At 63.2% G+C, this 20,209-nt stretch carries 20 protein-coding genes; 8 read left to right on the top strand and 12 right to left on the bottom strand.

Annotated elements, in window-relative coordinates:
• Positions 1-74: 74 nt before the first annotated feature.
• From CJU94_RS08765 to CJU94_RS08775, 4 genes are all read left to right on the top strand, one after another.
• The gene (locus CJU94_RS08765; RefSeq protein ID WP_095418350.1) at positions 75-1,874 is read left to right on the top strand and encodes a cholesterol oxidase substrate-binding domain-containing protein; all 1,800 of its coding nucleotides are present in this window, start codon (positions 75-77) and stop codon (positions 1,872-1,874) included.
• A 144-nt stretch (positions 1,875-2,018) separates the two neighbouring features.
• Positions 2,019-2,603, top strand: coding sequence for a hypothetical protein (locus CJU94_RS08770; protein WP_095418351.1), 585 nt, complete (start codon positions 2,019-2,021; stop codon positions 2,601-2,603).
• A gap of 24 nt (positions 2,604-2,627) precedes the next feature.
• Positions 2,628-2,762 (top strand): hypothetical protein, encoded by a 135-nt coding sequence (locus tag CJU94_RS42240; protein WP_279636635.1) that lies wholly within the window; start codon positions 2,628-2,630, stop codon positions 2,760-2,762.
• A 57-nt stretch (positions 2,763-2,819) separates the two neighbouring features.
• Complete coding sequence (locus CJU94_RS08775; RefSeq protein WP_011489704.1) at positions 2,820-3,116, top strand: DUF1330 domain-containing protein; 297 nt, start codon at positions 2,820-2,822, stop codon at positions 3,114-3,116.
• A 52-nt stretch (positions 3,117-3,168) separates the two neighbouring features.
• On the opposite strand, the gene CJU94_RS08780 is transcribed toward CJU94_RS08775, so the two are convergent.
• The 3 genes from CJU94_RS08780 to dalD form a co-directional block, all read right to left on the bottom strand.
• Positions 3,169-4,116 (bottom strand): sugar-binding transcriptional regulator, encoded by a 948-nt coding sequence (locus CJU94_RS08780; protein WP_095418352.1) that lies wholly within the window; start codon positions 4,114-4,116, stop codon positions 3,169-3,171.
• 90 nt (positions 4,117-4,206) lie between these two features.
• On the bottom strand, positions 4,207-5,688 hold the full coding sequence (gene xylB / locus CJU94_RS08785; RefSeq protein WP_095418353.1) for a xylulokinase: 1,482 nt from the start codon (positions 5,686-5,688) through the stop codon (positions 4,207-4,209).
• A gap of 152 nt (positions 5,689-5,840) precedes the next feature.
• Positions 5,841-7,253 (bottom strand): D-arabinitol 4-dehydrogenase, encoded by a 1,413-nt coding sequence (gene dalD, locus CJU94_RS08790; RefSeq protein WP_095418354.1) that lies wholly within the window; start codon positions 7,251-7,253, stop codon positions 5,841-5,843.
• Positions 7,254-7,664: 411 nt separating this feature from the next.
• Between dalD and CJU94_RS08795 the strand changes: the two genes are divergently transcribed.
• Positions 7,665-8,639 (top strand): AraC family transcriptional regulator, encoded by a 975-nt coding sequence (locus CJU94_RS08795; protein WP_095418355.1) that lies wholly within the window; start codon positions 7,665-7,667, stop codon positions 8,637-8,639.
• Positions 8,640-8,763: 124 nt separating this feature from the next.
• On the opposite strand, the gene kynA is transcribed toward CJU94_RS08795, so the two are convergent.
• From kynA to kynB, 3 genes are read right to left on the bottom strand one after another with little or no spacing between them, the layout of a single operon-like run.
• A complete protein-coding gene (gene kynA, locus CJU94_RS08800; RefSeq protein ID WP_095418356.1) occupies positions 8,764-9,714 on the bottom strand; it encodes a tryptophan 2,3-dioxygenase in 951 nt (316 codons plus the stop codon).
• 10 nt (positions 9,715-9,724) lie between these two features.
• Positions 9,725-10,975 (bottom strand): kynureninase, encoded by a 1,251-nt coding sequence (kynU, locus tag CJU94_RS08805; RefSeq protein WP_095418357.1) that lies wholly within the window; start codon positions 10,973-10,975, stop codon positions 9,725-9,727.
• 29 nt (positions 10,976-11,004) lie between these two features.
• Positions 11,005-11,643 carry an arylformamidase gene (gene kynB, locus CJU94_RS08810; protein WP_095418358.1) on the bottom strand — a complete coding sequence of 213 codons (639 nt, stop codon included), beginning with the start codon at positions 11,641-11,643 and terminating at the stop codon, positions 11,005-11,007.
• A 130-nt stretch (positions 11,644-11,773) separates the two neighbouring features.
• On the opposite strand from kynB, the gene CJU94_RS08815 reads away from it, so the two are divergent.
• A complete protein-coding gene (locus CJU94_RS08815) occupies positions 11,774-12,289 on the top strand; it encodes an Lrp/AsnC family transcriptional regulator (protein ID WP_095418359.1) in 516 nt (171 codons plus the stop codon).
• 20 nt (positions 12,290-12,309) lie between these two features.
• On the opposite strand, the gene CJU94_RS08820 is transcribed toward CJU94_RS08815, so the two are convergent.
• Positions 12,310-12,819, bottom strand: a complete 510-nt coding sequence (locus tag CJU94_RS08820; protein WP_095418360.1) for a flavin reductase family protein — start codon at positions 12,817-12,819, stop codon at positions 12,310-12,312.
• 256 nt (positions 12,820-13,075) lie between these two features.
• On the opposite strand from CJU94_RS08820, the gene msrA reads away from it, so the two are divergent.
• Complete coding sequence (gene msrA, locus CJU94_RS08825) at positions 13,076-13,624, top strand: peptide-methionine (S)-S-oxide reductase MsrA (RefSeq protein ID WP_095418361.1); 549 nt, start codon at positions 13,076-13,078, stop codon at positions 13,622-13,624.
• A gap of 31 nt (positions 13,625-13,655) precedes the next feature.
• On the opposite strand, the gene CJU94_RS08830 is transcribed toward msrA, so the two are convergent.
• From CJU94_RS08830 to pdxH, 3 genes are all read right to left on the bottom strand, one after another.
• On the bottom strand, positions 13,656-14,948 hold the full coding sequence (locus CJU94_RS08830; RefSeq protein ID WP_095418362.1) for a DUF72 domain-containing protein: 1,293 nt from the start codon (positions 14,946-14,948) through the stop codon (positions 13,656-13,658).
• 71 nt (positions 14,949-15,019) lie between these two features.
• Positions 15,020-16,234 carry an SAM-dependent methyltransferase gene (locus CJU94_RS08835; protein WP_095418363.1) on the bottom strand — a complete coding sequence of 405 codons (1,215 nt, stop codon included), beginning with the start codon at positions 16,232-16,234 and terminating at the stop codon, positions 15,020-15,022.
• Positions 16,235-16,375: 141 nt separating this feature from the next.
• Positions 16,376-17,017, bottom strand: coding sequence for a pyridoxamine 5'-phosphate oxidase (gene pdxH, locus CJU94_RS08840; RefSeq protein WP_095418364.1), 642 nt, complete (start codon positions 17,015-17,017; stop codon positions 16,376-16,378).
• 227 nt (positions 17,018-17,244) lie between these two features.
• Here pdxH and tcdA point away from each other — a divergent pair, with 227 nt between their 5' ends.
• Complete coding sequence (tcdA, locus tag CJU94_RS08845) at positions 17,245-18,102, top strand: tRNA cyclic N6-threonylcarbamoyladenosine(37) synthase TcdA (RefSeq protein ID WP_095418365.1); 858 nt, start codon at positions 17,245-17,247, stop codon at positions 18,100-18,102.
• A gap of 102 nt (positions 18,103-18,204) precedes the next feature.
• On the opposite strand, the gene trxA is transcribed toward tcdA, so the two are convergent.
• Both trxA and CJU94_RS08855 read right to left on the bottom strand, forming a co-directional pair.
• On the bottom strand, positions 18,205-19,053 hold the full coding sequence (gene trxA, locus CJU94_RS08850; protein ID WP_095418366.1) for a thioredoxin: 849 nt from the start codon (positions 19,051-19,053) through the stop codon (positions 18,205-18,207).
• Between the two features lie 115 nt (positions 19,054-19,168).
• The gene (locus tag CJU94_RS08855) at positions 19,169-20,044 is read right to left on the bottom strand and encodes a pirin family protein (protein WP_095418367.1); all 876 of its coding nucleotides are present in this window, start codon (positions 20,042-20,044) and stop codon (positions 19,169-19,171) included.
• Positions 20,045-20,209: the final 165 nt, after the last annotated feature.

Raw genomic sequence — 20,209 nt, forward strand, 5'->3', positions numbered from 1 at the left:
CAACCGCGTGTATCGTGATCGTTATGGTCATGTCATGAATAGTCATCGCCTCGCGAACGCCTAAAGAAAATAGCATGGGGACTGAAATCTTCTTCCCATCAACAGGCATTCGAGCGAACGTGACCCACTCTCTTCAAGATGTTCTTACACCAGCGCCACGACGTAAATTCATTGCCGATATCGTCCGGCTCTCGGTGGCTGGGGTCGTGACCGGATGGACGCCGGTTTATCAGATCGCCGCGCACGCGCAAGGCGCCGCGCCTGTTCCGGCCAATTTTCCCGCCGGTATTCCGCTGTATAAACAGGCATTCCAGAATTGGAGCGGTGAAATCGCGATAGCGGACGTCTGGACAGCGTCGCCCGACACGCCCGCTGCTGTCGTCACGATTGTCAATTGGGCGCGCGCGAACGGATATCGCATCAGGCCGCGCGGCTATATGCACAACTGGTCCCCGCTAACGATCGACCGGACCAGCGGGGCGTCACAAGTCGTCCTGCTCGACATGACGAGGTCGCTCAACGCAGTAACCGTGGACACGTCATCTCAGCCCGCACGCGTCACGGCGCAAACCGGCATTTCGATGGAAGCGTTACTCGCCACGCTGGAAAAATTCGGTCTGGGCGTGACGGCCTCGCCAGCTCCAGGTGACATTACGCTAGGCGGCGCTCTTGCGATCGGTGCGCACGGAACAGCCATACCCGCTTCCGGCGAAACCGCTTTGAAGGGGCATACCTATGGCTCGCTGAGCAATCTGATCCTGTCGCTTACGGCGGTCGTGTTCGATGCCCAGAAACAGCAGTATGCGCTGCGCACGTTCAAGCGAACCGATCCGGACATCGGTGCGTTGCTTGTTCATCTCGGCCGCGCGCTGATCGTCGAGGCGACGCTCGAAGCGGGCGTCAACCAGCGGCTGCGCTGCCAGAGTTTCGTGGATATTCCAGCATCCGAACTGTTCGCCCCGGCGAAGTCCGGAGGACGTACGATCGAATCGTTCCTCGAGCGCACAGGCCGGATGGAGGCGATCTGGTTTCCGTTCACGAGTTGCCCGTGGCTCAAGGTGTGGACGGTGCAATCCCGCAAGCCGCTCTTCTCGCGGGAGGTGACGAAGCCCTATAACTATTCATTTTCCGATTCCATCCCGCAGCCGCTGGCGGAGCTGATCAAACGCATCGTGATCGGGGGCGAACGCCACCTGACGCCGGCTTTTGGGCAGCTGCAGATGGGTATCGTCATGGCGGGGCTGGGCGTCACGTTCAGTGGCGACATCTGGGGCTGGTCGCGCAACGTTCTGCAATACGTCCGTCCTTCGACGCTGCGCGTGACCGCAAACGGCTACGCCGTGCTTGCCCGGCGTGCTGACGTGCAACGCGTCATCCACGAGTTCGTGCAGTTCTACCAGAACCGGGTCGAGGCCTACAGGCAACGCGGCGAATACCCAATGAATGGCCCTGTCGAAATCCGCGTGACCGGGCTCGACCAACCGGCCGATGCCGGGCCGGGTGCCGCCACACCGTCGCTTGCCGCACTCAAGCCGCGTCCAGACCATCCGGAGTGGAGCATCGCCGTCTACTTCGACATTTTGACGATGCCCGGCACGCCGGCGGCGAACGGTTTCTATCGCGAAATCGAGCAATGGATGATGTCGAACTACGCAGGCTCATATGCGACCGTGCGCCCCGAATGGTCGAAAGGCTGGGCCTATACAAATGCCGCCGCGTGGCAGGACAGCGTGATGATTGGCAGCACGATTCCGAATCTGTATTCCGAGGGACAGCCGTCAGGGGCCACCTGGAACACGGCGCGCAATACGCTTAACCGCCACGATCCGCACCGCATCTTTTCTTCCACGCTGCTTGACTGTCTGCTCCCTTAACGCAGGCGGCGAGCGGGTCCGCGCGATCGGCAGCGGACCCGCTCTCAACCGGCTCCAGCATTGAACGGCGACTCGTCGCGAGCCGCTGACCAATACCCGGCCAGACGGGTTATCTGGCACGCAAAATCAACAGAGGAAATCAGAATGCAACGACTCACGTCGACGAGAATCGACACGTATTTTTCCAGTGCGCGATTCAGTAATTCGAATGCTTCGGACGTGCCATCTGCCCGGTCCGCATTCGGCGGACACGGGCGGGAGCAGCGGATGTCCGGGTTTAACGCCACCTTCAGCAACACGGAACGTGACTACGCTGGCTCCGGCGCCACTCGCGAAAGGGTACGCGACTCAGATGCCATGAGCTCAACCTCGATGGTCACCAGCCGGAACGTGATGTCGACGGCTTCATATCCTTCCAAATGCGGCAAGCCTGACCAACCCGCGGACTCGAACACGAAGAGCGCGATGAGTTTGATCGGCTCAGCGATGATCGACTGCGTGTCCAAGAGCAACGACTTTCTGAATACGCCGCTCATTTCCTCGGTCGGGCAGTTGTTTAACCTGGCCGGCCCCTGCGGGCGGATTTGCCACGTCTTACCCGATCTCGCGGGTTATGCCGTTTCCAAGGCGGTCGCCGGTATGGGTCGGGCGCTAGGCGGTACCGGCTCGCCGAACTACCATTTCGAACACGAGTGGTTGTCCGGCGGCACGTCCCCGGCGCGGGCCTGATCCCTTCGGCATGCGCTGTCGGTCATGTCCGATGATGTTGTTGTTTCGCGGCGAACCGGCGAGCGGCAAAATCCCGGCACGACGCCCGAGCATTGCGATTTGTTCGACAGCGCAGGCAAAGCATTCCAGCGTAAGATCGTTGAAGTGCTAGCCGCGTGACGATTGGGAAAGCGGCGGGCGCGCCGCTTTCCTTTTCAATCACGCTCTGGAACGCTCATGCCCGCCTACGTCGTCATTACGCGCGAGAAAACGCTCGATCCCGCCAAACTGGAAGAGTACAAACAGGTTGCGCCTGCAACCTTCGAGCAGCATCCGGTGATGATGCTGGCGAGCCATGGGCGCAGGGAAGTGGTGGAAGGTCCGGCGATCGAAGACATTCTGATCCTCGAATTCACCAGCTACGATGAAGCGCTCGCCTGGTATCACAGCCCGGAGTATCAGGCCGTCAGCGATACGCGCCTGCAAGGCGCCGACTATCGCATCATCATCACCGAAGGCTTGCCGGTCATGTAAGACGAACGTGGACCGCTTTCAGCGCTGCGTCCGACGGTGTGCCAACTTCCGCTCAGGCTTCGAGCGCGGCCCGCGCGCACGACTCGTCGGTGACCAGTCCGGAGAGCCAGCCGCCTTTGAGCACCGCAATCAGCGCCTCGCGCTTGCGCTCGCCGCCGGCGAAGCCGATGGTGGGACGCCGTGGCGGCGAATCCAGTGCGATGCTCGTCACGCGCCGGCCGATCGGCGATTCGACGCGCGCACCGGCCGAATCGATCGGCAGTCCGAGCATTTCGGCCACCGCGCCGTTCTGCATCAATTCCTTCACTTCCGCCGACGTAATGAAGCCGTCTTCGTGCAACGGACAATTCGGCCCGATATTGCCGATGCCGACGAACGCCACGTCGGCCTGCGCCGACAGCGAGTCGACGATCCGGTACAGGCGGTGATTGCACCACTGCGCGCGCTCCGCTTCGCTGTCTGCGAGCAGCGGCGCCGGCAGCAGAAAATGCTTGCCGCCCGTCTTCTCCGAAATGTGCAGCGCGACGTCGTAGCGGTTCGAGGAGCCGTCCTGGGCGATCGCCCCGACCATGGACACCAGCCGGTGCTGCGGACGGTCCAGTTGCGCGATCTGATCGACGGCGGCCTTCAGCGTCCGGCCGCTGCTGACCGCGACCACCATCGGCTTTTCCTCGCCGAGGTAGCGCTCCATCACCTGGGCGCCGGCCACCGCCAGCTTGCGGTCGACTTCCTCTGGCGTATCGCTGTCGACCGGCACCACTTCGCACATGCTCAGCCCATAGCGCTTCGAGAGTTGATCGGCGAGCGCGAGGCAGTCGGCCAGCTGATGATCGACGCGCACGCGAATCAGATTCTTTTCCACCGCGAAGGCGACCAGCCGCTGCGCGACCGGGCGCGACACCTGAAGCTTTTCGGCGATCTCGTTCTGGGTATTGCCGGCGACGTAGTAAAGCCACGCGGCGCGGGTAGCAAGATCTAATTTTTCTGTGGACTTGGGCACGGTGACGGTTCGCTTGAAGTGCGCCGATGATAGCAGCCGGTCTGCGCGCTTGAACTGAAGCTGGCGCGCAAACCGGCGGCGGATTGCCGGTCAGGCAAGCGGTTGCCGCGCGGGATCGAACAACGGCCGCACGTGGCGGTAAAGTGCACGATACGCTTCGAGCCGCGCGCGCAGGTCGGCATGGCGGCGCGGGTTCGGGGTGAACTCCTTTTCGATCGGCGGCTTGGTCAGCACCGTGGCCGGATCGCCGCCGGCCGCCAGCCAGCCGAGCCGTGCCGCGCCGAGCGCCGCGCCGGTTTCGCCGCCGCCGTGCTTGCGCGTCGCGGTATCGAGCGAGTCGGCGAGCAACTGCGCCCAGTAGTCGCTGCGGGCGCCGCCGCCGAGCAGGGACAGCGCCTTCGCTTCGGTGCCGGCCGCGCGCAGCGCGTCGAGGCCGTCGGTGAGCGCGAGCGTGACGCCTTCGAGCACCGCGTAGCCGAGCAGCGCGCGATCGGTGGCGTGGTTCATGCCGAAGAACACGCCTTGCGCATACGGGTCGTTGTGCGGGGTGCGTTCGCCGGACAGATAAGGCAGAAAGAGCGGCGCGGTGTTCAACGCGTCCGCCGGGAGCGCCTCGATTTCGGCGAGCAGGGTCGGCTCGTCGGTGGAGGTGAGCTTGCAGACCCAGCGCAGACAACTCGCGGCGGATAGCACCACGCTCATCTGATGCCAGCGATCCGGAATCGCGTGACAGAACGCATGGACTGCCGAAGCCGGATTCGGCCGGAAGCTGTCGCCCACCACGCACAGTACGCCCGACGTACCGAGCGAGACGAAGCCGTCGCCGGGTTGCGTCGCGCCGATGCCGATCGCGCTGGTGGCATTGTCGCCGCCGCCGGCCGCGACCACTACGCCGTCGCTCAGGCCAAATTCGCGCGCCACCGCGGGCAGCAGCGTGCCGGACGGCTCGCTGCCTTCGGCGAGGCTCGGCATCTGCGCGCGTGACATGTTGCAGGCCGCTAGCAGCGAATCGGACCAGTCGCGCCTGGCGACGTCGAGCCACAGCGTGCCGGCCGCATCCGATGGATCGGACACTTTGCCGCCGGTCAGTTGCAGGCGCAAGTAATCCTTCGGCAGCAGCACGCAGGCGGTGCGGGCAAAAATGTCGGGCTCGTGGCGTGCGACCCACAGCAGCTTCGGCGCGGTGAACCCTGGCATGGCGAGATTGCCGGCCACGCTGTGCAACTCCGGCGCGCGTTCGGTCAGTTCCGCGCATTCCTTGTCGCTGCGCATGTCGTTCCACAGGATGGCGGGCCGCAACACGCGGTCCTGCGCATCCAGCAGCACGGCGCCGTGCATCTGACCCGACAGGCCAATACCGCGAATCTGCGCGAACTCGTCGGGATGTCTGGCGCGCAAAGCGGCGAGCGCGGTGCGCGTGCCTGCCCACCAGTCTTCGGGATTCTGCTCGGCCCAGCGCTGATGCGGGCGCGACACGGTAAACGGTGAGCCTGCGGTGCCGATCACGCGTCCGTTGGAGGCGAGCAGCAGAACTTTCACTTCGGACGTGCCGAGGTCGATGCCGAGATACATGGGCGCGGAACCTTCGTCGTTAGGGATGCGCTACTTTAGCCGCACATGGCGCGCGGTGCCATGCGCATTAAGCCTGGCACCGCGTGCTTCGATGCCGCGCGACGCGCGGCGCTTCCTGTGCTGATTGAATGCGAGGTTGGCGCGCTCGGCGCTCAAGCCGCGCCGCGTTTGGCCAGCCAGACATCGACGCGCGCCAGCGCGCCCTCCAGTGCCGATTCCAGTTCCGGCGTCTGCGCCATGCCGCCCCATAGCAGCCGGTCGGCGGCGAACGCCTTCAACGGATCGGGCGCCGCGAAAAAGCCACGCGCGGCGCGCTCATCCATGACGCCGTCCTGATACGCATAGGGCAGCTTGCCGGCGTTCCAGCGCTCCAGAAAACGGAAGAACAGCGCGGGCAGCATCGCCGTCGCCGCCGGGGTGACGCCGCGCTCGAAACACTCCGCCAGCGTCGGCGCGATGAAGCCGGGCAGTTTCGAAAAGCCGTCCGCCGCGACACGCTGATTCGTGTCCTGAATATACGGATTGCCGAAGCGCTCGAGTACCACGTCGCGATAGCGTTCGAGATCGAGTGGACTCGGCGTGAGACACGGAATCACGTCTTGCGTGACGTAGTCGAAGGCGAATCGGTGAATGTCCGCGTCGAGCGTGCCTTCGTGAATGTAGTTCAGCCCGACCAGCGTGCCCGCCCATGCGATGCAACTGTGCGGCGCGTTCAGAATGCGGATCTTCGCCTCCTCGTACGGCACCACCGAGTCGACCAGTTCCGCGCCGACCTTCTCCCACGCCGGGCGGCCCGCGATAAACCGGTCTTCGATCACCCACTGGATGAATGCTTCGCCCATCACCGGGCAGGCGTCGTCGACGCCGGTGGCGGCCTTGACGCGTTCACGCACGTCCGGCGTGGGACGCGGCGTGATGCGGTCGACCATCGAGCTCGGACAGGCGGTGTTGTCGTCGAACCATTGCGCCAGTTCCGCCGCGCCGCGCCGTTCGAGAAATTCGCTCATGCCCGCATGGAAGCGCTCGCCGTTGCTGCGCAGGTTGTCGCAGGTCTGCAGCGTGACCGGGCCCGCGCCGCGCTTCATGCGCGCGTCGAGAATCGCGGCGAGTGCGCCATAGATGGTGGTGTGGCCGCCGTTGAGGTCGGCGGCGAGATCGGCGTTGGCGGTGTCGAGTGCGTCTTCGTCGTCGAGGTAATAGCCGCCTTCGGTGACGGTGAACGCGATGATCTTGCAGGCCGGATCCGCGCCCGCTTCGATCAGCGCGTCGAGGCTTTCGGTCCACGGCACGACGCGCTCGATCGAGCGGATCGTTTCGTATGCGCGCTCACCTTGGGGCGTGACGGTCTCGAGTGTGTAGACGCCGTCTTGCGCGGCGAGTGCTTCGAGCACCGCGTTCATGTCGCTGCGGATATTGCCGACCGTCAGCGACCAGTGCGGTTCGCCGGGCAGCTTCGCTTCGTTCAACCGATGCAGATACCACGCTTGATGGGCGCGATGAAACGATCCCGCGCCGATGTGCAGGATCACGTGTGCGTCCGCGCCGCTGTCTTGCCCGCTGTTCATGTGCGTCTCCTGGATGTCTTTGCTCGCACGACTCGCAGCGTGCGTTTTTTCCTGAGTGCCCGGCATCCGGCGTTTTGCCGAAGTGGAGCATTTGCTCTGTACGTGAGCGAATGATCGTACCCGCTGAAACGAAAGTCAAGGCGGCGCCGCAGGCTTTTTGTGGCGCAGCGCGGCGCGGCGAGGCTTTCCGGCGCGCTTCGCGGTGCGTCTTTGCGTGACGGAAGCGCGTTACCGCTCGTATTGCAATGCATCAAATTTGACCCGCGGGGCTCCAGGACTAACCCGAGTGCAAAAAAGTATCGATCCACGGTTTCATTTTGAGTGGTGGAGCGCGCGTTTGAGGGTTACGTTTCGCTATATAAGACAAAGACCGGCGGCGCCTTTGGCAGGCCGCTCTCATGGAGGCAGACAGTGCAACCCGATCTCGAACTCGTGGCCGTACGGCGCGACGAATCGTTCAAAGTGTGGTCGCACGGCTATCCGTATCGCACCGTGCGTTGGCACTTTCATCCCGAATATGAAATTCATTTGATCGTGGCGACGACCGGCAAGATGTTCGTCGGCGATCACATCGGCAGTTTCGCGCCTGGCAATCTGGTGCTGATCGGCCCGAACCTGCCGCACAACTGGGTGAGCGAGGTGCCGCAAGGGCAGACCATCGCGCAGCGCAATCTGGTCGTGCAGTTCGGCGAGGAGTTCGTGTCGAGCTGCGTCGATTGTTTTCCGGAGTGGCGTCAGGTTGAGGCACTGCTCGCTGATTCACGGCGCGGCGTGTCCTTCGGTGCGCAGACGAGTGCGGCGATACAGCCGCTGTTTCTTGAATTGCTGGCCGCGCGCGGGTTGCGCCGGCTCGTGCTGTTCATGTCGATGCTCGAGCTACTGGTGAACGCGGAAGATCGAGAGACGTTGGCGAGCCCTGCGTATCAGGCCGACCCGACCGGGTTTGCTTCGACGCGGATCAACCATGTGCTGTCGTATATCGGGGGAAACCTCGCTGATGAGTTGCGGGAGTCGGATCTGGCGCAACTCGCGGGACAGAGTGTCAGCGCGTTCTCGCGTTATTTTCGCCGCCATACCGGGCTGCCGTTCGTGAAGTACGTGAACCGCATGCGTATCAATCTCGCGTGCCAGTTGCTCACCGACGACACGTTGAGCGTGACGGATATCTGCTTCAAGGCGGGCTTTAACAACCTGTCGAATTTCAACCGGCAGTTTCTCGCGGTGAAGGGCATGGCGCCTTCGAAATTCCGCCGCTTTCAGCAACTGAACGACGCGAGCCGCGATGCCTCCGAAGAAGCCGCGGCGCGCGGTGTGGCTGTCGACGACGCACCCGCTCTCGCGTCCGGTCTGCCGCGCAGCGTCGCCGCTGCGTATCCACCGGCGTAGTTCCAAGCGCGAGCTTTCAGCTAAAGCGGTCAATTTCGTTCGTAAAAAATTGCCGCACGTGGCACGGCGGCTGTGGCAACGCTCGTCTTCGGCCTGCCGTTCTTCGCCGCAGGGAAAACGCGACTTACAGCATCGTCCTCACATGCCAAAGCTCAGGAAACAACACCACGTCGAGCATCTTTCGCAGATAAGTCGCGCCACTCGTGCCGCCCGTGCCCTGCTTAAAGCCAATAATCCGCTCAACCGTAGTCACATGCCGGAACCGCCACTGCCGAAACGCATCCTCGAGATCGACAAGCTCTTCAGCCATCTCATACAGTTCCCAATACTGTGAGGGATTCCGATAAACCTCCAGCCACGCCGCTTCAACAGAAGCATCATGAGTGGTGGGCTGCGTCCAGTCCCTCTGAAGCCGTGAAGGTGAAATCGCAAACCCGCGCCGCGCCAGCAACCGCACCACTTCGTCATAAAACGAAGGCGCTTCCAGCGAAGCCTTCACCTCAGCGAACACATCGGCCCGATGCGCATGCGGCTTCAGCATCAGCTCATTCTTGTTGCCGAGCAAAAACTCGATCTGCCGATACTGATACGACTGAAACCCCGAAGAACTCCCGAGATAAGGTCGCATCGCCGTGTATTCGGACGGCGTCATCGTCGCGAGGACGCTCCATGCCTGCACGAGCTGCTCCATGATCCGCGACACGCGCGCAAGCATCTTGAACGCCGGCGGCAACTCATCGCGATGCACGGCCTGCAACGCCGCGCGCAACTCATACAACGCCAGTTTCATCCACAACTCGCTCGTTTGATGCTGGATGATGAACAGCATCTCGTTGTGATCCGGCGACAACGGATGCTGCGCATCCAGCACCGTCCCGAGCGACAGATAATCGCCGTAGCTCATCGACTCCGAAAAATCGAGCTGCGCGTCATGCCAGCCATCGCCCGGCGTGGCGGCCGCGGAGGCCGCCGAGGTCGCCGAGGCCGAGTGCGACGCAACACTCCCATGCCCAAACGGACATCCCTGTACCGGCTGCTCTTCCGGCAATCCCGGTGTTTGCATGTGATCGTTCATCGCGCGCTCCTCAGGTCACAGCGCCGCGTGCGGCAAATTCAGGCGCACGCCAGGTCTCTTGCGTGAGTACCTCGCGCAACGTCTCCACGGCATCCCATACATCGACAAAGCGTGTGTACAGCGGCGTAAAACCAAACCGCAGCACATGTGGTTCGCGATAGTCGCCGATCACGCCGCGCGCGATCAACGCCTGCATCACCTCATAACCATGCGGATGTTCGAAGCTCGCATGCGAGCCGCGCTGCGCATGCTCACGCGGCGTGACGAGCTTCAACGAAAATTCGCCGCAGCGCGCTTCGACGAGTTCGATGAACAGATCCGTCAACGCCAGCGACTTCTTCCGGACCGCTTGCATGTCGGTTTGCAGAAACACGTCGAGCCCGCATTCGACGAGCGACATCGACACCATGGGCTGCGTGCCGCACAAGAAGCGGCCGATGCCGTCGTCGGGCTGATACGCCGGGTCCATCTCGAACGGCGCGCGATGACCCCACCAGCCGGACAGCGGCTGAGCAAAGTCGTTTTGATGCCTCTTGGGCACCCACACGAACGCCGGCGAACCCGGGCCGCCGTTCAGATATTTGTATGTGCAGCCGACCGCGTAGTCCGCGCCGACGCCGTTCAGATCGACCGGCACCGCGCCCGCCGAATGCGCGAGGTCCCACAGCGCGAGCGCGCCTTTGTCGTGGATCAGCTGGGTGAGCGCCGCCATGTCGTGCATGTAGCCGGTGCGGTAGTTCACATGCGTGATCATCGCAATCGCGGTGTCATCGCCGATCGCGGCGGGCAGTTCGGCAGGATCGTCGACCAGACGCAATTCATAGCCACGGTCGAGCTGCTCGATCAGTCCTTGCGCGATGTACAGATCGGTCGGGAAATTCGAGCGCTCTGAAACGATCACGCGACGCTTTGGGTCGCGTGCATTCGCTACCCGCACCGCAGCGGAGAGCAGCTTGAACAGATTGATCGAAATCGTATCGGTGATGACCACTTCGTCTTCCGCCGCGCCGATCAGCGGCGCGAGCTTGTTGCCGAGGCGGCGCGGCAGAGCGAACCAGCCAGCGGTGTTCCAGCTGCGAATCAGGCCTTCGCCCCACTCGGCGGCGATCACGGTCTGCGCCCGCTGCGCGGCGGCGGTCGGCGGCACGCCGAGCGAGTTGCCGTCGAGATAGATGGTCGTCGACGACAGCGCGAATTGATCGCGCAACGGCGCCAGCGGGTCGGCGTTATCGAGCGCCAGTGCTTCTTCACGGTGGTTCATGGTGATTCCGTCAGTCAGATCAGAGGTAGTCAGTGAGACTCGGGCAGCGCGCGCAATACCGCGCGCACCGGGCTTGCGTCGAGTGTGGTCAGCTTGAGCGGCAGCGCGATCAGTTCGTAGTCGCCGGCGGCGACGTCGTCGAGCACGATGCCCTCGAGAATCGCCATGCGATGCACGCGGATGCGATGGTGAGCGTCCATCGTCTTCGACTCCTGCGGATCGAGCGACGGCGTGTCGATGCCGATCAGCTTCACGCCTCGTGACGCCAGCAAGTCGATGGTGTCCGGCGCGACCGCGCAGAACGCGCTGTCCCAGGCTGTGGTCGGCGCATTTCTGTAAGTGCGCAGTAAGACTCGCGGCGGGAGGTCGTCGAGCGAGCCGGTCAAGTGTTGTGGCGTCACAACAGGCGCCGCGCCGATGCAATGAATCACGCGACATCGGCCGAGGTAGGCGTCGAGCGGGACTTCGCCGATCGCGGCACCTTCGGCGTCGTAGTGCAGCGGGGCATCGGTGTGCGCGCCGGTGTGCGGCGACAGCGTCAACCGCGCGACGTTGACGGGCGAGCCCGCCTCCATGCGCCACACGCGCTCGATACCCACCGGCGTATCGCCCGGCCACACGGGCGTGGCGCAATCGACGGCAGGGGTGATGTCCCAGAGAGTTGGCATAGTCGCATCAACGGTTTGTGTCTATCCGGAAATGATAGGTGGCTTGACACGAAATGTGATTGCGAAAAAATCTCCTTCTACGCCGTGTCTTGGAACATAATTTGAGATAAATGGGAAAGGGAGACCGAATATGAACGCGATCTCGCTCGACGCCACCGATTGCCGTATTTTGACGGTGCTTCAGCAAGAAGGACGGATCAGCAATCTCGACCTCGCGGAGCGCATCTCGCTCTCGCCGTCAGCCTGTCTGCGACGCCTGCGCCTGCTCGAAGAGCAGGGCGTCATCGAACATTACCGCGCGTGTCTGAATCGCGAAGTGCTGGGTTTTGAACTGGAAGCGTTCGTGCAGGTGTCCATGCGCAACGACCAGGAGAACTGGCACGAGCGCTTTGCGGAAGCGGTGCGCGACTGGCCGGAAGTGGTCGGCGCGTTCGTCGTGACCGGCGAGACGCACTATCTGCTGCGCGTGCTCGCGCACAATCTCAAACACTATTCGGATTTCGTGCTGCAGCGGCTCTACAAGGCGCCGGGCGTGATGGATATTCGTTCGAATATCGTGCTGCAAACACTCAAGGAGGATTCGGGCGTGCCGGTGTCGTTGGTGAAGAAAGCCAGTGGGCATAGCGCGACGCACAACGACCGCTGAGTGCGAGGACCGCGGCGCAATCAGAGCGGCTTGAGTCCGTGAAACAGGCCGTTCTGAAATACGAGCGGCGCGATTTCGGCAGCATGCTCATGCACACCGCAGCGCTCCACTTCGCCGACGAAAATCACGTGGTCGCCTTCTTCGTAACGGCTGCGGTTATGGCATTCGAACCAGGCGAGCGCGCCGTCCAGCACCGGCATGCCGGTGTCGCCTTCCGCGTGCGACACGCCTTCGAAGCGGTCGCCCTTGACGGTCGCAAAGCGCTTGCACAGATCGAGCTGCGACGCGGCCAGCACGTTGACCACGTAGTGACTGTTGGCGCGGAACACGGGCATGGACGCCGAGCGCGTGGCGAGACTCCACAACACCAGCGGCGGATTGAGCGAAACCGAATTGAACGAACTGGCCGTGATGCCGATCAATTGGCCGGACGCCGCGCGCGTCGTAATGACGGTGACGCCGGTGGCGAATTGGCTGAGCGCCTGTTTGAAGGCGTTCTGGTCGAAGTTGGGCGGGCTGGCGCGCTTCATTGGGCGCACGCCCCTGGCGCAAACCGGCCGAACCCCGGGATGAACCTGCCGCGCGTGCGGCCGAAAACAAATGATTCGAAAGTCATAGTGAAAATCGTCGATTTGTCCCAATTTTAACTGCAATCGCGGCGGACAGGCCGTGAGCCTCAGCTAGTGAGTGAAAAACCCGCTAAGCTGGAAAGCTCGGTCGTGGCATGAGCGTTGCGGCAAAGCGTGGACCGGCATCGGCCGATTATGAGTTCAAGGAGCGCGCAGTATGAGTCAGACAGGCGAAGTCGCCACTCTCGGCGGCGGTTGTTTCTGGTGCCTCGAAGCGGTGTATCTGGGCGTCGAAGGCGTGAACGCGGTGGAATCGGGTTATGCGGGCGGCCAGACCCGGCGCCCGACTTACGAGGACGTGTGCGATGGCGAGTCGGGCCACGCGGAAGTCGTGAAAGTCGACTTCGATCCGGCGAAGATCAGCTATCGCGAGATTCTCGACATTTTTTTCGCAATCCACGATCCGACGCAATTAAACCGCCAGGGCAATGACGTCGGCACTCAATACCGCTCGGTGATCTTCACGCATTCCGAAGCGCAGCGGGAAACGGCGCTGCAGGCGATCCGCGAGATTGGCGAACAGCAGGTTTACGACGGCCAGATCGTCACCCAGGTGCTGCCGCTGGACGGCAACTACTGGCCCGCCGAGGCTTACCACCAGAACTATTTTGCGCATCACCCGAACCAAGGCTATTGCTCGTTCGTGGTGGCGCCGAAGGTGGCGAAGTTTCGTCAGAAGTTTGCTCACCGGATCAAGGTGAGCTAGCGGGCCGAGAGGCCGGTTGGGCGCTTTTTCCTTAAGCGCCGGAGTGGGGCGGTTTCTCGTTCTCGTCGGCCGGCGTGGGCTTACGGTCGTGCTCGTGCTCGTGTTCATGCTCGTGTTCATGAGCCAGCCGCGCATACGCCTCGATGATTGCCCGCGCCAACTCCATGCAACTCAGCGGCGCCGAGCCTTCCGCTTTATTGTTGATCGCGATCACCACCGGCTGGCCGGCCAGCGCGTAGCGCGCGGCCAGTTCGGCGAGTGAAGCGCGGGTCGCGGGATCCGGGTCGACCAGCTGGTTGAACGGCTCGTACTTTGCCTTGGCCTGTTCGTATTTGAAACCGCCGTGCAGACTCCAGCGCACGATCAGCGGCCCGGCCGGTTCGCCGTCGAGCAGCGCGAGCGCCGCGGCCTGGCGCAGCGGGTCGGGCATGCGCGCGTGAATCCCCACGCAATAGCGCACGCCCGCCGTTTTGAGCGTGCGGATGAAGCGCGGCGTGAGCAGGCTCGCATCGCGGATTTCGATCGCGTAGCGGGTGCCGTCGGGCAGCCTGGGCAAGGCCATCAGGAATTCGCCCAGCCGTTCGATGAATGCCGCCGGCTGCGCGAGCATCGGATCCGGCAGCGGCGAGAGCTGGAACACCAGTGCGCCGGCCTTGGCGCCGAGCCCTTCGAGACAAGGCGTGACGAATTCGTCGATCGCCATTTGCGGGTTCAGGAAACACGGGTTCATCGAGACCGGCTCGCCGCGTTCGGCACGCACGGTGGCGTCGGTGATGGTCATCGGCGCTTTGACGATGAAGCGGAAGTGCTCGGGCACTTGCTGCGCGTAGCGCAAATACTCGGTGACCGTGAGCGCCTGATAAAACGACCGGTCGATGCTGACGGTCTTCAGTAGCGGATGCGCGCCGTAGGCCGTGAGACCTTCGCGGGAAAGCTTGCTGTTGCTGTACTCGTCGCCGTAGACGATGCCGTTCCAGCCCGGAAACGACCACGTCGACGTGCCGAGGTGGATCTGCGCAGGCAATTCGGCCGCGAGTGCGAGCAGATCGGGCGAGGGCGGGGCGGCGAGGATTTCGCGGCCGCGGCGCTTTTTCGGGGTGTCGGCGGGGAGGTGGGCGGTGTCGGCGTCAGGCGCGGCGCCGGCGCCGTCCGGCTGCGATACGGCGCCGCCGGTGTACGCGCGTGGCGGCTTGATCCGGGCCTCGTCTTTCGATGCCGGCGCCTCCGCCGGCATCCCGAATAGATCGAACTGCACGGCTTCACCCGCAGCGGGCAACTCGCCTTCGACCGGCTCTCCAACTTCGCTTGTCCCGCTCTGGTCCATCGGTGTTCGACCTGCTGTTCAAAGGTTGCGCTGCGTCGCCCGCTCATGCACGGCGCCGCGGCGCAACCGGATTACAGCGGTTTGTCGTACATATAGCGGCGCGACCACGGCAGGGTTTTCGCGCTGCGGCCGGCTTTGCGGCACACCACCTGGTAGATCGAGACGTCGTCGTTTTCGAACGCATAGGCGCAACCGGCGAGGTACACGCGCCAGATGCGGAATTTCTCGTCGTCGACCAGCTTGCGGGCTTCTTCCGCATGCGTTTCGAAATTTTCCGCCCAGATGTCCAGCGTGTGCGCATAGTGACGGCGCAGGCTTTCGACGTCAACTGCTTCGAGCCCGCCGCGCTGCATGGCTTCGAGCGCGAGGCTGATATGCGGCAGCTCGCCGTCCGGGAACACATAGCGGTCGATGAATTCGCCGCCGCCGAGCGCGGTCTCGCCACTGTCCGCATCGCTCGACGTAATACCGTGATTCATCGCGATACCGTCGTCCACCAGCAGATCGCGGATCCTCTCGAAGTAGCCCGGCAGATTCTTGCGGCCCACGTGTTCGAACATGCCGACGCTCGTGATGCGATCGAATTGCCCTTGAACGTCGCGGTAGTCCTGCAGACGAATCTCGATCTGGCTTTCGAGGCCCGCGGCTCTCACGCGCGCGGTGGCGAGATCGAACTGGTTCTGCGAGAGCGTCACGCCCACGCACTTCGCGCCGAACTTCTGCGCCGCGCGCAGCACGAGCGCACCCCAGCCGCAGCCGATATCGAGCAGGCGCTGCCCCGGCTGCAACTGGATCTTGGTGAGGATGTGGTCGATTTTCTTGATCTGCGCGGTGGCGAGATCTTCGTTGCCGTTCTCGAAGTACGCGCACGAGTACACCATGTTCTCGTCGAGCCACAGCTTGTAGAACTCGTTCGAGACGTCGTAGTGATATTGGATCGCTTTCTTGTCCGACGCCTTCGAATGATTGAAGTAACGCCGCACGCGCGCCAGCTTGCCCGCGCTCGTGACCGTGTTGCGCGCCAGTTCGTAACCGACATTGATGATGTCCGACAGCTTGCCCTCGATGTCGATCTTGCCCTTCACGTATGCCTCGCCGAGATTGTCGAGGCTCGGTTCGAGCAGATAGGGCAGCGCCGTGGCGCTTTTGACATGGAGCGTGACCTGAGGCGCGGCAAACTGCCCGAAGTCGTGTTGCTGACCGTCCCACAGCACGAGGCGCGCCGGAACGTTAGCCTTGGTTTTTACATCTTCCACCCACTGCGCCAGCTTCTTCTCCCAGAACATGTGATCTCTCCGTGTCCGTTGAATTAAAGCAAAGCTTGTGTGGACCGCAGCTCGATGCGGCGCAACTCCCATGCCGCGAGATGCCATCCGGCCGGCGCGCGCTGCTGCGTTGGCAACGCACTGCCGGCGTTGTATTCCGATTCAGGGCGACAGGCGGGAGATTTGCCAGTCGCTGTTTTCGCCCGATCGAGTGTAGAGCAGGCGGTCGTGCAGACGCGACGGCCGGCCCTGCCAGAACTCGATTGCTTCGGGCACCAAACGATAGCCGCCCCAGTGCGGCGGACGCGGCGGTTGATCGCCGAATTGCAGGCTGAATTCGCGTTCGCGTGTTTCGAGCTGCGAACGGCTTTCAATTGGCTGACTTTGATTGGACGCCCACGCACCGATGCGCGAACCGAGCGGGCGCGATGCGAAATACCCATCGCTTTCTTCCGCGCTGGTTTTGACGACGCGGCCCTCGACGCGTACCTGGCGCTCCAGTTCAATCCAGTAGAACAGCAGGCTGGCGTAGGGATTGGCCGCCAGTTCGCGGCCTTTACGGCTTTCGTAATTGGTGAAGAACACAAAGCCGCGTTCGTCGACGCCCTTGATCAGCACGATGCGCGCCGAAGGCCGGCCGCGCGAATCGACCGTGGCCACCGTCATGGTATTCGGCTCGGGCAGTTGGGCGTCTACCGCCTGTTTGAACCACGTATCGAATTGGCGAAACGGGTTGCGGTCGACATCGCCGACGTCCAAAGAACCCAGCGAATAGTTTTTTCGAAGTTTGGCGAGTGAGGTCATGTTCTTATGCGAACGCTACAGTTCAATCAGTATAGCTAAGGCGCTAATTTTTTGCGCGCAGCCACGTCAAGGTCCGGTGTGGTGAACGGGCCATGCCGGCGCGCCGCGCCCCTCGCTGCTGTTCTTTCCACGCCAATGCAACTCGATGGGTTCAGGCAAAATACGGGGCTGCGTACGCATGCGCGTCGCCACTATGTGTTTTTGCCTGACCAACGAGCCCTGCCACCATGTCCAGCACCATCGCGCCATCCGATCTTACTACCAGCCTCGCCGGGAGTGAAACCGCCGACCGCGCGCGGCGCTTCGGCGGTATTGCCCGCCTGTATGGCGCGCCGGCGCTTGCCGCATTCGAAGGCGCGCACGTCGCGGTGATCGGCATTGGCGGCGTGGGCTCGTGGGTGGCCGAGGCGCTCGCGCGCAGCGCGGTCGGCACGCTCACCCTGATCGATCTCGACAACGTCGCCGAGAGCAACACTAACCGGCAGATCCATGCGCTCGACGGCAACTACGGAAAACCGAAGGTCGAAGCAATGGCCGAACGCATCCTGGCGATCAATCCGTTTTGCGACGTGCGCCAGGTCGAAGACTTTGTCGAGCCGGATAACTTCGACGCCACGCTCGGTGGCGGCTTCGATTACGTGATCGATGCGATCGACAGCGTGCGCACCAAGACCGCACTGATCGCATGGTGTGTAGAGAAGAAGCAGCCGTTGATCACGGTCGGCGGCGCGGGTGGCCAGCTCGATCCGACGCGCATTCGCATCGACGATCTCGCGCTGACGATCCAGGACCCGTTGCTCTCGAAAGTGCGTGGACAGTTGCGCAAGCAGCACGGTTTTCCACGCGGCCCCAAGGCGAAGTTCAAGGTGAGCGCGGTGTATTCCGACGAGCCGTTGATCTACCCCGAAGCCGCCGTCTGCGATATCGACGCAGAAGCCGAGCACGTGAGCACGTCACCGGGTCACACGGGACCGGTTGGTTTGAACTGCGCGGGATTTGGTTCGAGTGTGTGCGTGACGGCGAGCTTCGGTTTTGCCGCGGCCGCGCATGTGTTGCGGGCGCTGGCGAAGCAGGCGACGGCTTGAGGTGAATCACGCCGCGGCAGTTGCCGCGGCGCTTCCCAGTTTCAGGCATGCAGGCCATTCGGGCGCGGCACACCGGCCGCTCCCGAATATTGACCATGCTGATCAGAACAGCGAGGCGCTCAGCTTGCGCCGCCATTGCGACACCAGCTCCGGCTGATGCGCGGCCAGATCGAACACCGACAGCATGGTCTTGCGGCCGATATCGTCGCGGAACGTGCGGTCGCGTTGCACGATCGCAAGCAGTTGCTCGAGCGCTTCCGCGTATTTACGGCGAGCGATCAGTGCGCTGGCCAGATCGAAACGCGCTTCCAGATCGGCGGGGTCGGCCGCGACTTTCGCCTCCAGCGCATCCGTGGGCGGCAGATCCGCGGCGGCGTCCACGGCGTCGAGGCGCGTCTTGATCGCGTTGAAGCGCGCGTCGATGCCTTGCGTGGTTTTCGGCGACAGCAGATCGACTTCGTTGCGGGCTTCGTCGATACGGTTGTCTTCGAGCAGCATTTCAATGCGGTCCATGCGCGCTTCGTCGAAACCCGGGTCGTAGGCAAGGGCGGCTTGCAACGCGTCGTACGCGTCTTCGCGGCGGCCTTCGGCCAACGCGGTTTGCGCCTCCAGACGCGCGGCGTCCGCGCCCTGCGGCACGAGCCGCTCGATAAACTCGCGCAACTGACCTTCGGGCAGCACGCCGACAAACTGGTCGACGGGCTGTCCGTCGGCAAATGCGAGGACGTGCGGAATGCTGCGCACCTGGAAGTGCGCGGCCAGTTCCTGATTCTCGTCCACGTTGACCTTCACCAGCTTCCATTTGCCGGCGGCTTCGGCTTCGAGCTTTTCGAGCATCGGGCCGAGGGTCTTGCAGGGGCCGCACCAGGGCGCCCAGAAATCGACCAGCACGGGGGCCAGTGTCGACGCCGTGATGACGTCCTGTTCGAAAGTGGCCAGAGTGGTGTCCATTGCGTCCTCGTCGATAAAACGGTCTGTGGGTTAAATGGGGCCGAACGCCGCGGATTCAATGCTGCCCGAGCCGCTTGATCGCGTCGTGGCTTGAGCCGCGAGAGCCGGCTCGCGCTCACTTGCGCTCAGGCAGCGGAATCCATTCGGTTTCGCCCGGCACCTTGCCCATTTCCTGATTGGTCCATGCCAGCTTCGCGGCTTCGATTTTCTCGCGCGAACTGGCAACGAAATTCCACTCGATAAAGCGCTCGCCCTCCAGCTTCTCGCCGCCGAGCAGCATCACGCGCGCGCCGTGGGTGCTCGCCAGTGTCACTGTCTCGTCTAGCGCGAGCACCGCCATCTGGCCAACTTCGAGCGGCGTGCCGTCGATTTCCAGGTCGCCGTCCACGAGATAGACGCCGCGTTCCTCGTGTTCCGGTTCGAGCGCGAAAGCGCCGCCCGGCGCGAATTCGCCGGCCACATACAGCGTGCCGGAGAACGTCGCGACCGGCGAGGTTGCGCCGAACGCCGTGCCCGCGATCACCCGCAGCGTCACGCCGTTACGCTCGACCACCGGTAGCGTATCGGCGGCGTGATGGGCGAACGACGGCTCGATCTCCTCGTCTTCGAGCGGCAGCGCGACCCACGTCTGAATGCCGTGCATGGTCAGGCCGCTCGCGCGGTCCTCTTCCGGCGTGCGCTCGGAGTGGACGATGCCGCGCCCGGCCGTCATCCAGTTGACGTCGCCGGGGACGATTTTCTGCGCCGAGCCGAGGCTGTCGCGATGCATGACCGCGCCTTCGAACAGGTAGGTCACCGTGGCGAGGCCGATATGCGGGTGCGGGCGCACGTCGAGACCGACTCCCGGTTCGAGCGTGGCCGGGCCCATGTGGTCGAAGAAGATGAACGGGCCGATCAGGCGCGCCGCCATGGCCGGCAGCACGCGCCGCACGGTCAGGCTGCCGACGTCGCGCAGATGCGGTTTGAGGACTGCTTTGATCGAGGAGGACATGGGCGGGCTCGGCTGGAAAGGTGGGTGGAAATTTTTGCTTAATGGACGATTCTACTGCGGAGGGCGCAATGATGAGGCTTGAGCGCCATGTCGACACGCCGGGAATCCGTCATGTGGTCCGTCGCTCGCCGCCGTCGGCTCCGCTAAACTGCCGGATCGGACAAT

Source organism: Paraburkholderia aromaticivorans (assembly GCF_002278075.1).
Lineage (GTDB): Bacteria > Pseudomonadota > Gammaproteobacteria > Burkholderiales > Burkholderiaceae > Paraburkholderia > Paraburkholderia aromaticivorans.

Bases quoted from the DNA above. Each gene is read 5' to 3' on its own strand.
- CJU94_RS08765 (WP_095418350.1), top strand. From the start codon at position 75: ATGGGGACTGAAATCTTCTTCCCATCAACAGGCATTCGAGCGAACGTG.
- CJU94_RS08770 (WP_095418351.1), top strand. From the start codon at position 2,019: ATGCAACGACTCACGTCGACGAGAATCGACACGTATTTTTCCAGTGCG.
- CJU94_RS42240 (WP_279636635.1), top strand. From the start codon at position 2,628: ATGTCCGATGATGTTGTTGTTTCGCGGCGAACCGGCGAGCGGCAAAAT.
- CJU94_RS08775 (WP_011489704.1), top strand. From the start codon at position 2,820: ATGCCCGCCTACGTCGTCATTACGCGCGAGAAAACGCTCGATCCCGCC.
- xylB (WP_095418353.1), bottom strand. From the start codon at position 5,688: ATGTATCTCGGCATCGACCTCGGCACGTCCGAAGTGAAAGTTCTGCTG.
- dalD (WP_095418354.1), bottom strand. From the start codon at position 7,253: ATGAACAGCGGGCAAGACAGCGGCGCGGACGCACACGTGATCCTGCAC.
- kynA (WP_095418356.1), bottom strand. From the start codon at position 9,714: ATGAACGATCACATGCAAACACCGGGATTGCCGGAAGAGCAGCCGGTA.
- kynU (WP_095418357.1), bottom strand. From the start codon at position 10,975: ATGAACCACCGTGAAGAAGCACTGGCGCTCGATAACGCCGACCCGCTG.
- kynB (WP_095418358.1), bottom strand. From the start codon at position 11,643: ATGCCAACTCTCTGGGACATCACCCCTGCCGTCGATTGCGCCACGCCC.
- CJU94_RS08815 (WP_095418359.1), top strand. From the start codon at position 11,774: ATGAACGCGATCTCGCTCGACGCCACCGATTGCCGTATTTTGACGGTG.
- CJU94_RS08820 (WP_095418360.1), bottom strand. From the start codon at position 12,819: ATGAAGCGCGCCAGCCCGCCCAACTTCGACCAGAACGCCTTCAAACAG.
- msrA (WP_095418361.1), top strand. From the start codon at position 13,076: ATGAGTCAGACAGGCGAAGTCGCCACTCTCGGCGGCGGTTGTTTCTGG.
- CJU94_RS08830 (WP_095418362.1), bottom strand. From the start codon at position 14,948: ATGGACCAGAGCGGGACAAGCGAAGTTGGAGAGCCGGTCGAAGGCGAG.
- CJU94_RS08835 (WP_095418363.1), bottom strand. From the start codon at position 16,234: ATGTTCTGGGAGAAGAAGCTGGCGCAGTGGGTGGAAGATGTAAAAACC.
- pdxH (WP_095418364.1), bottom strand. From the start codon at position 17,017: ATGACCTCACTCGCCAAACTTCGAAAAAACTATTCGCTGGGTTCTTTG.
- tcdA (WP_095418365.1), top strand. From the start codon at position 17,245: ATGTCCAGCACCATCGCGCCATCCGATCTTACTACCAGCCTCGCCGGG.
- trxA (WP_095418366.1), bottom strand. From the start codon at position 19,053: ATGGACACCACTCTGGCCACTTTCGAACAGGACGTCATCACGGCGTCG.
- CJU94_RS08855 (WP_095418367.1), bottom strand. From the start codon at position 20,044: ATGTCCTCCTCGATCAAAGCAGTCCTCAAACCGCATCTGCGCGACGTC.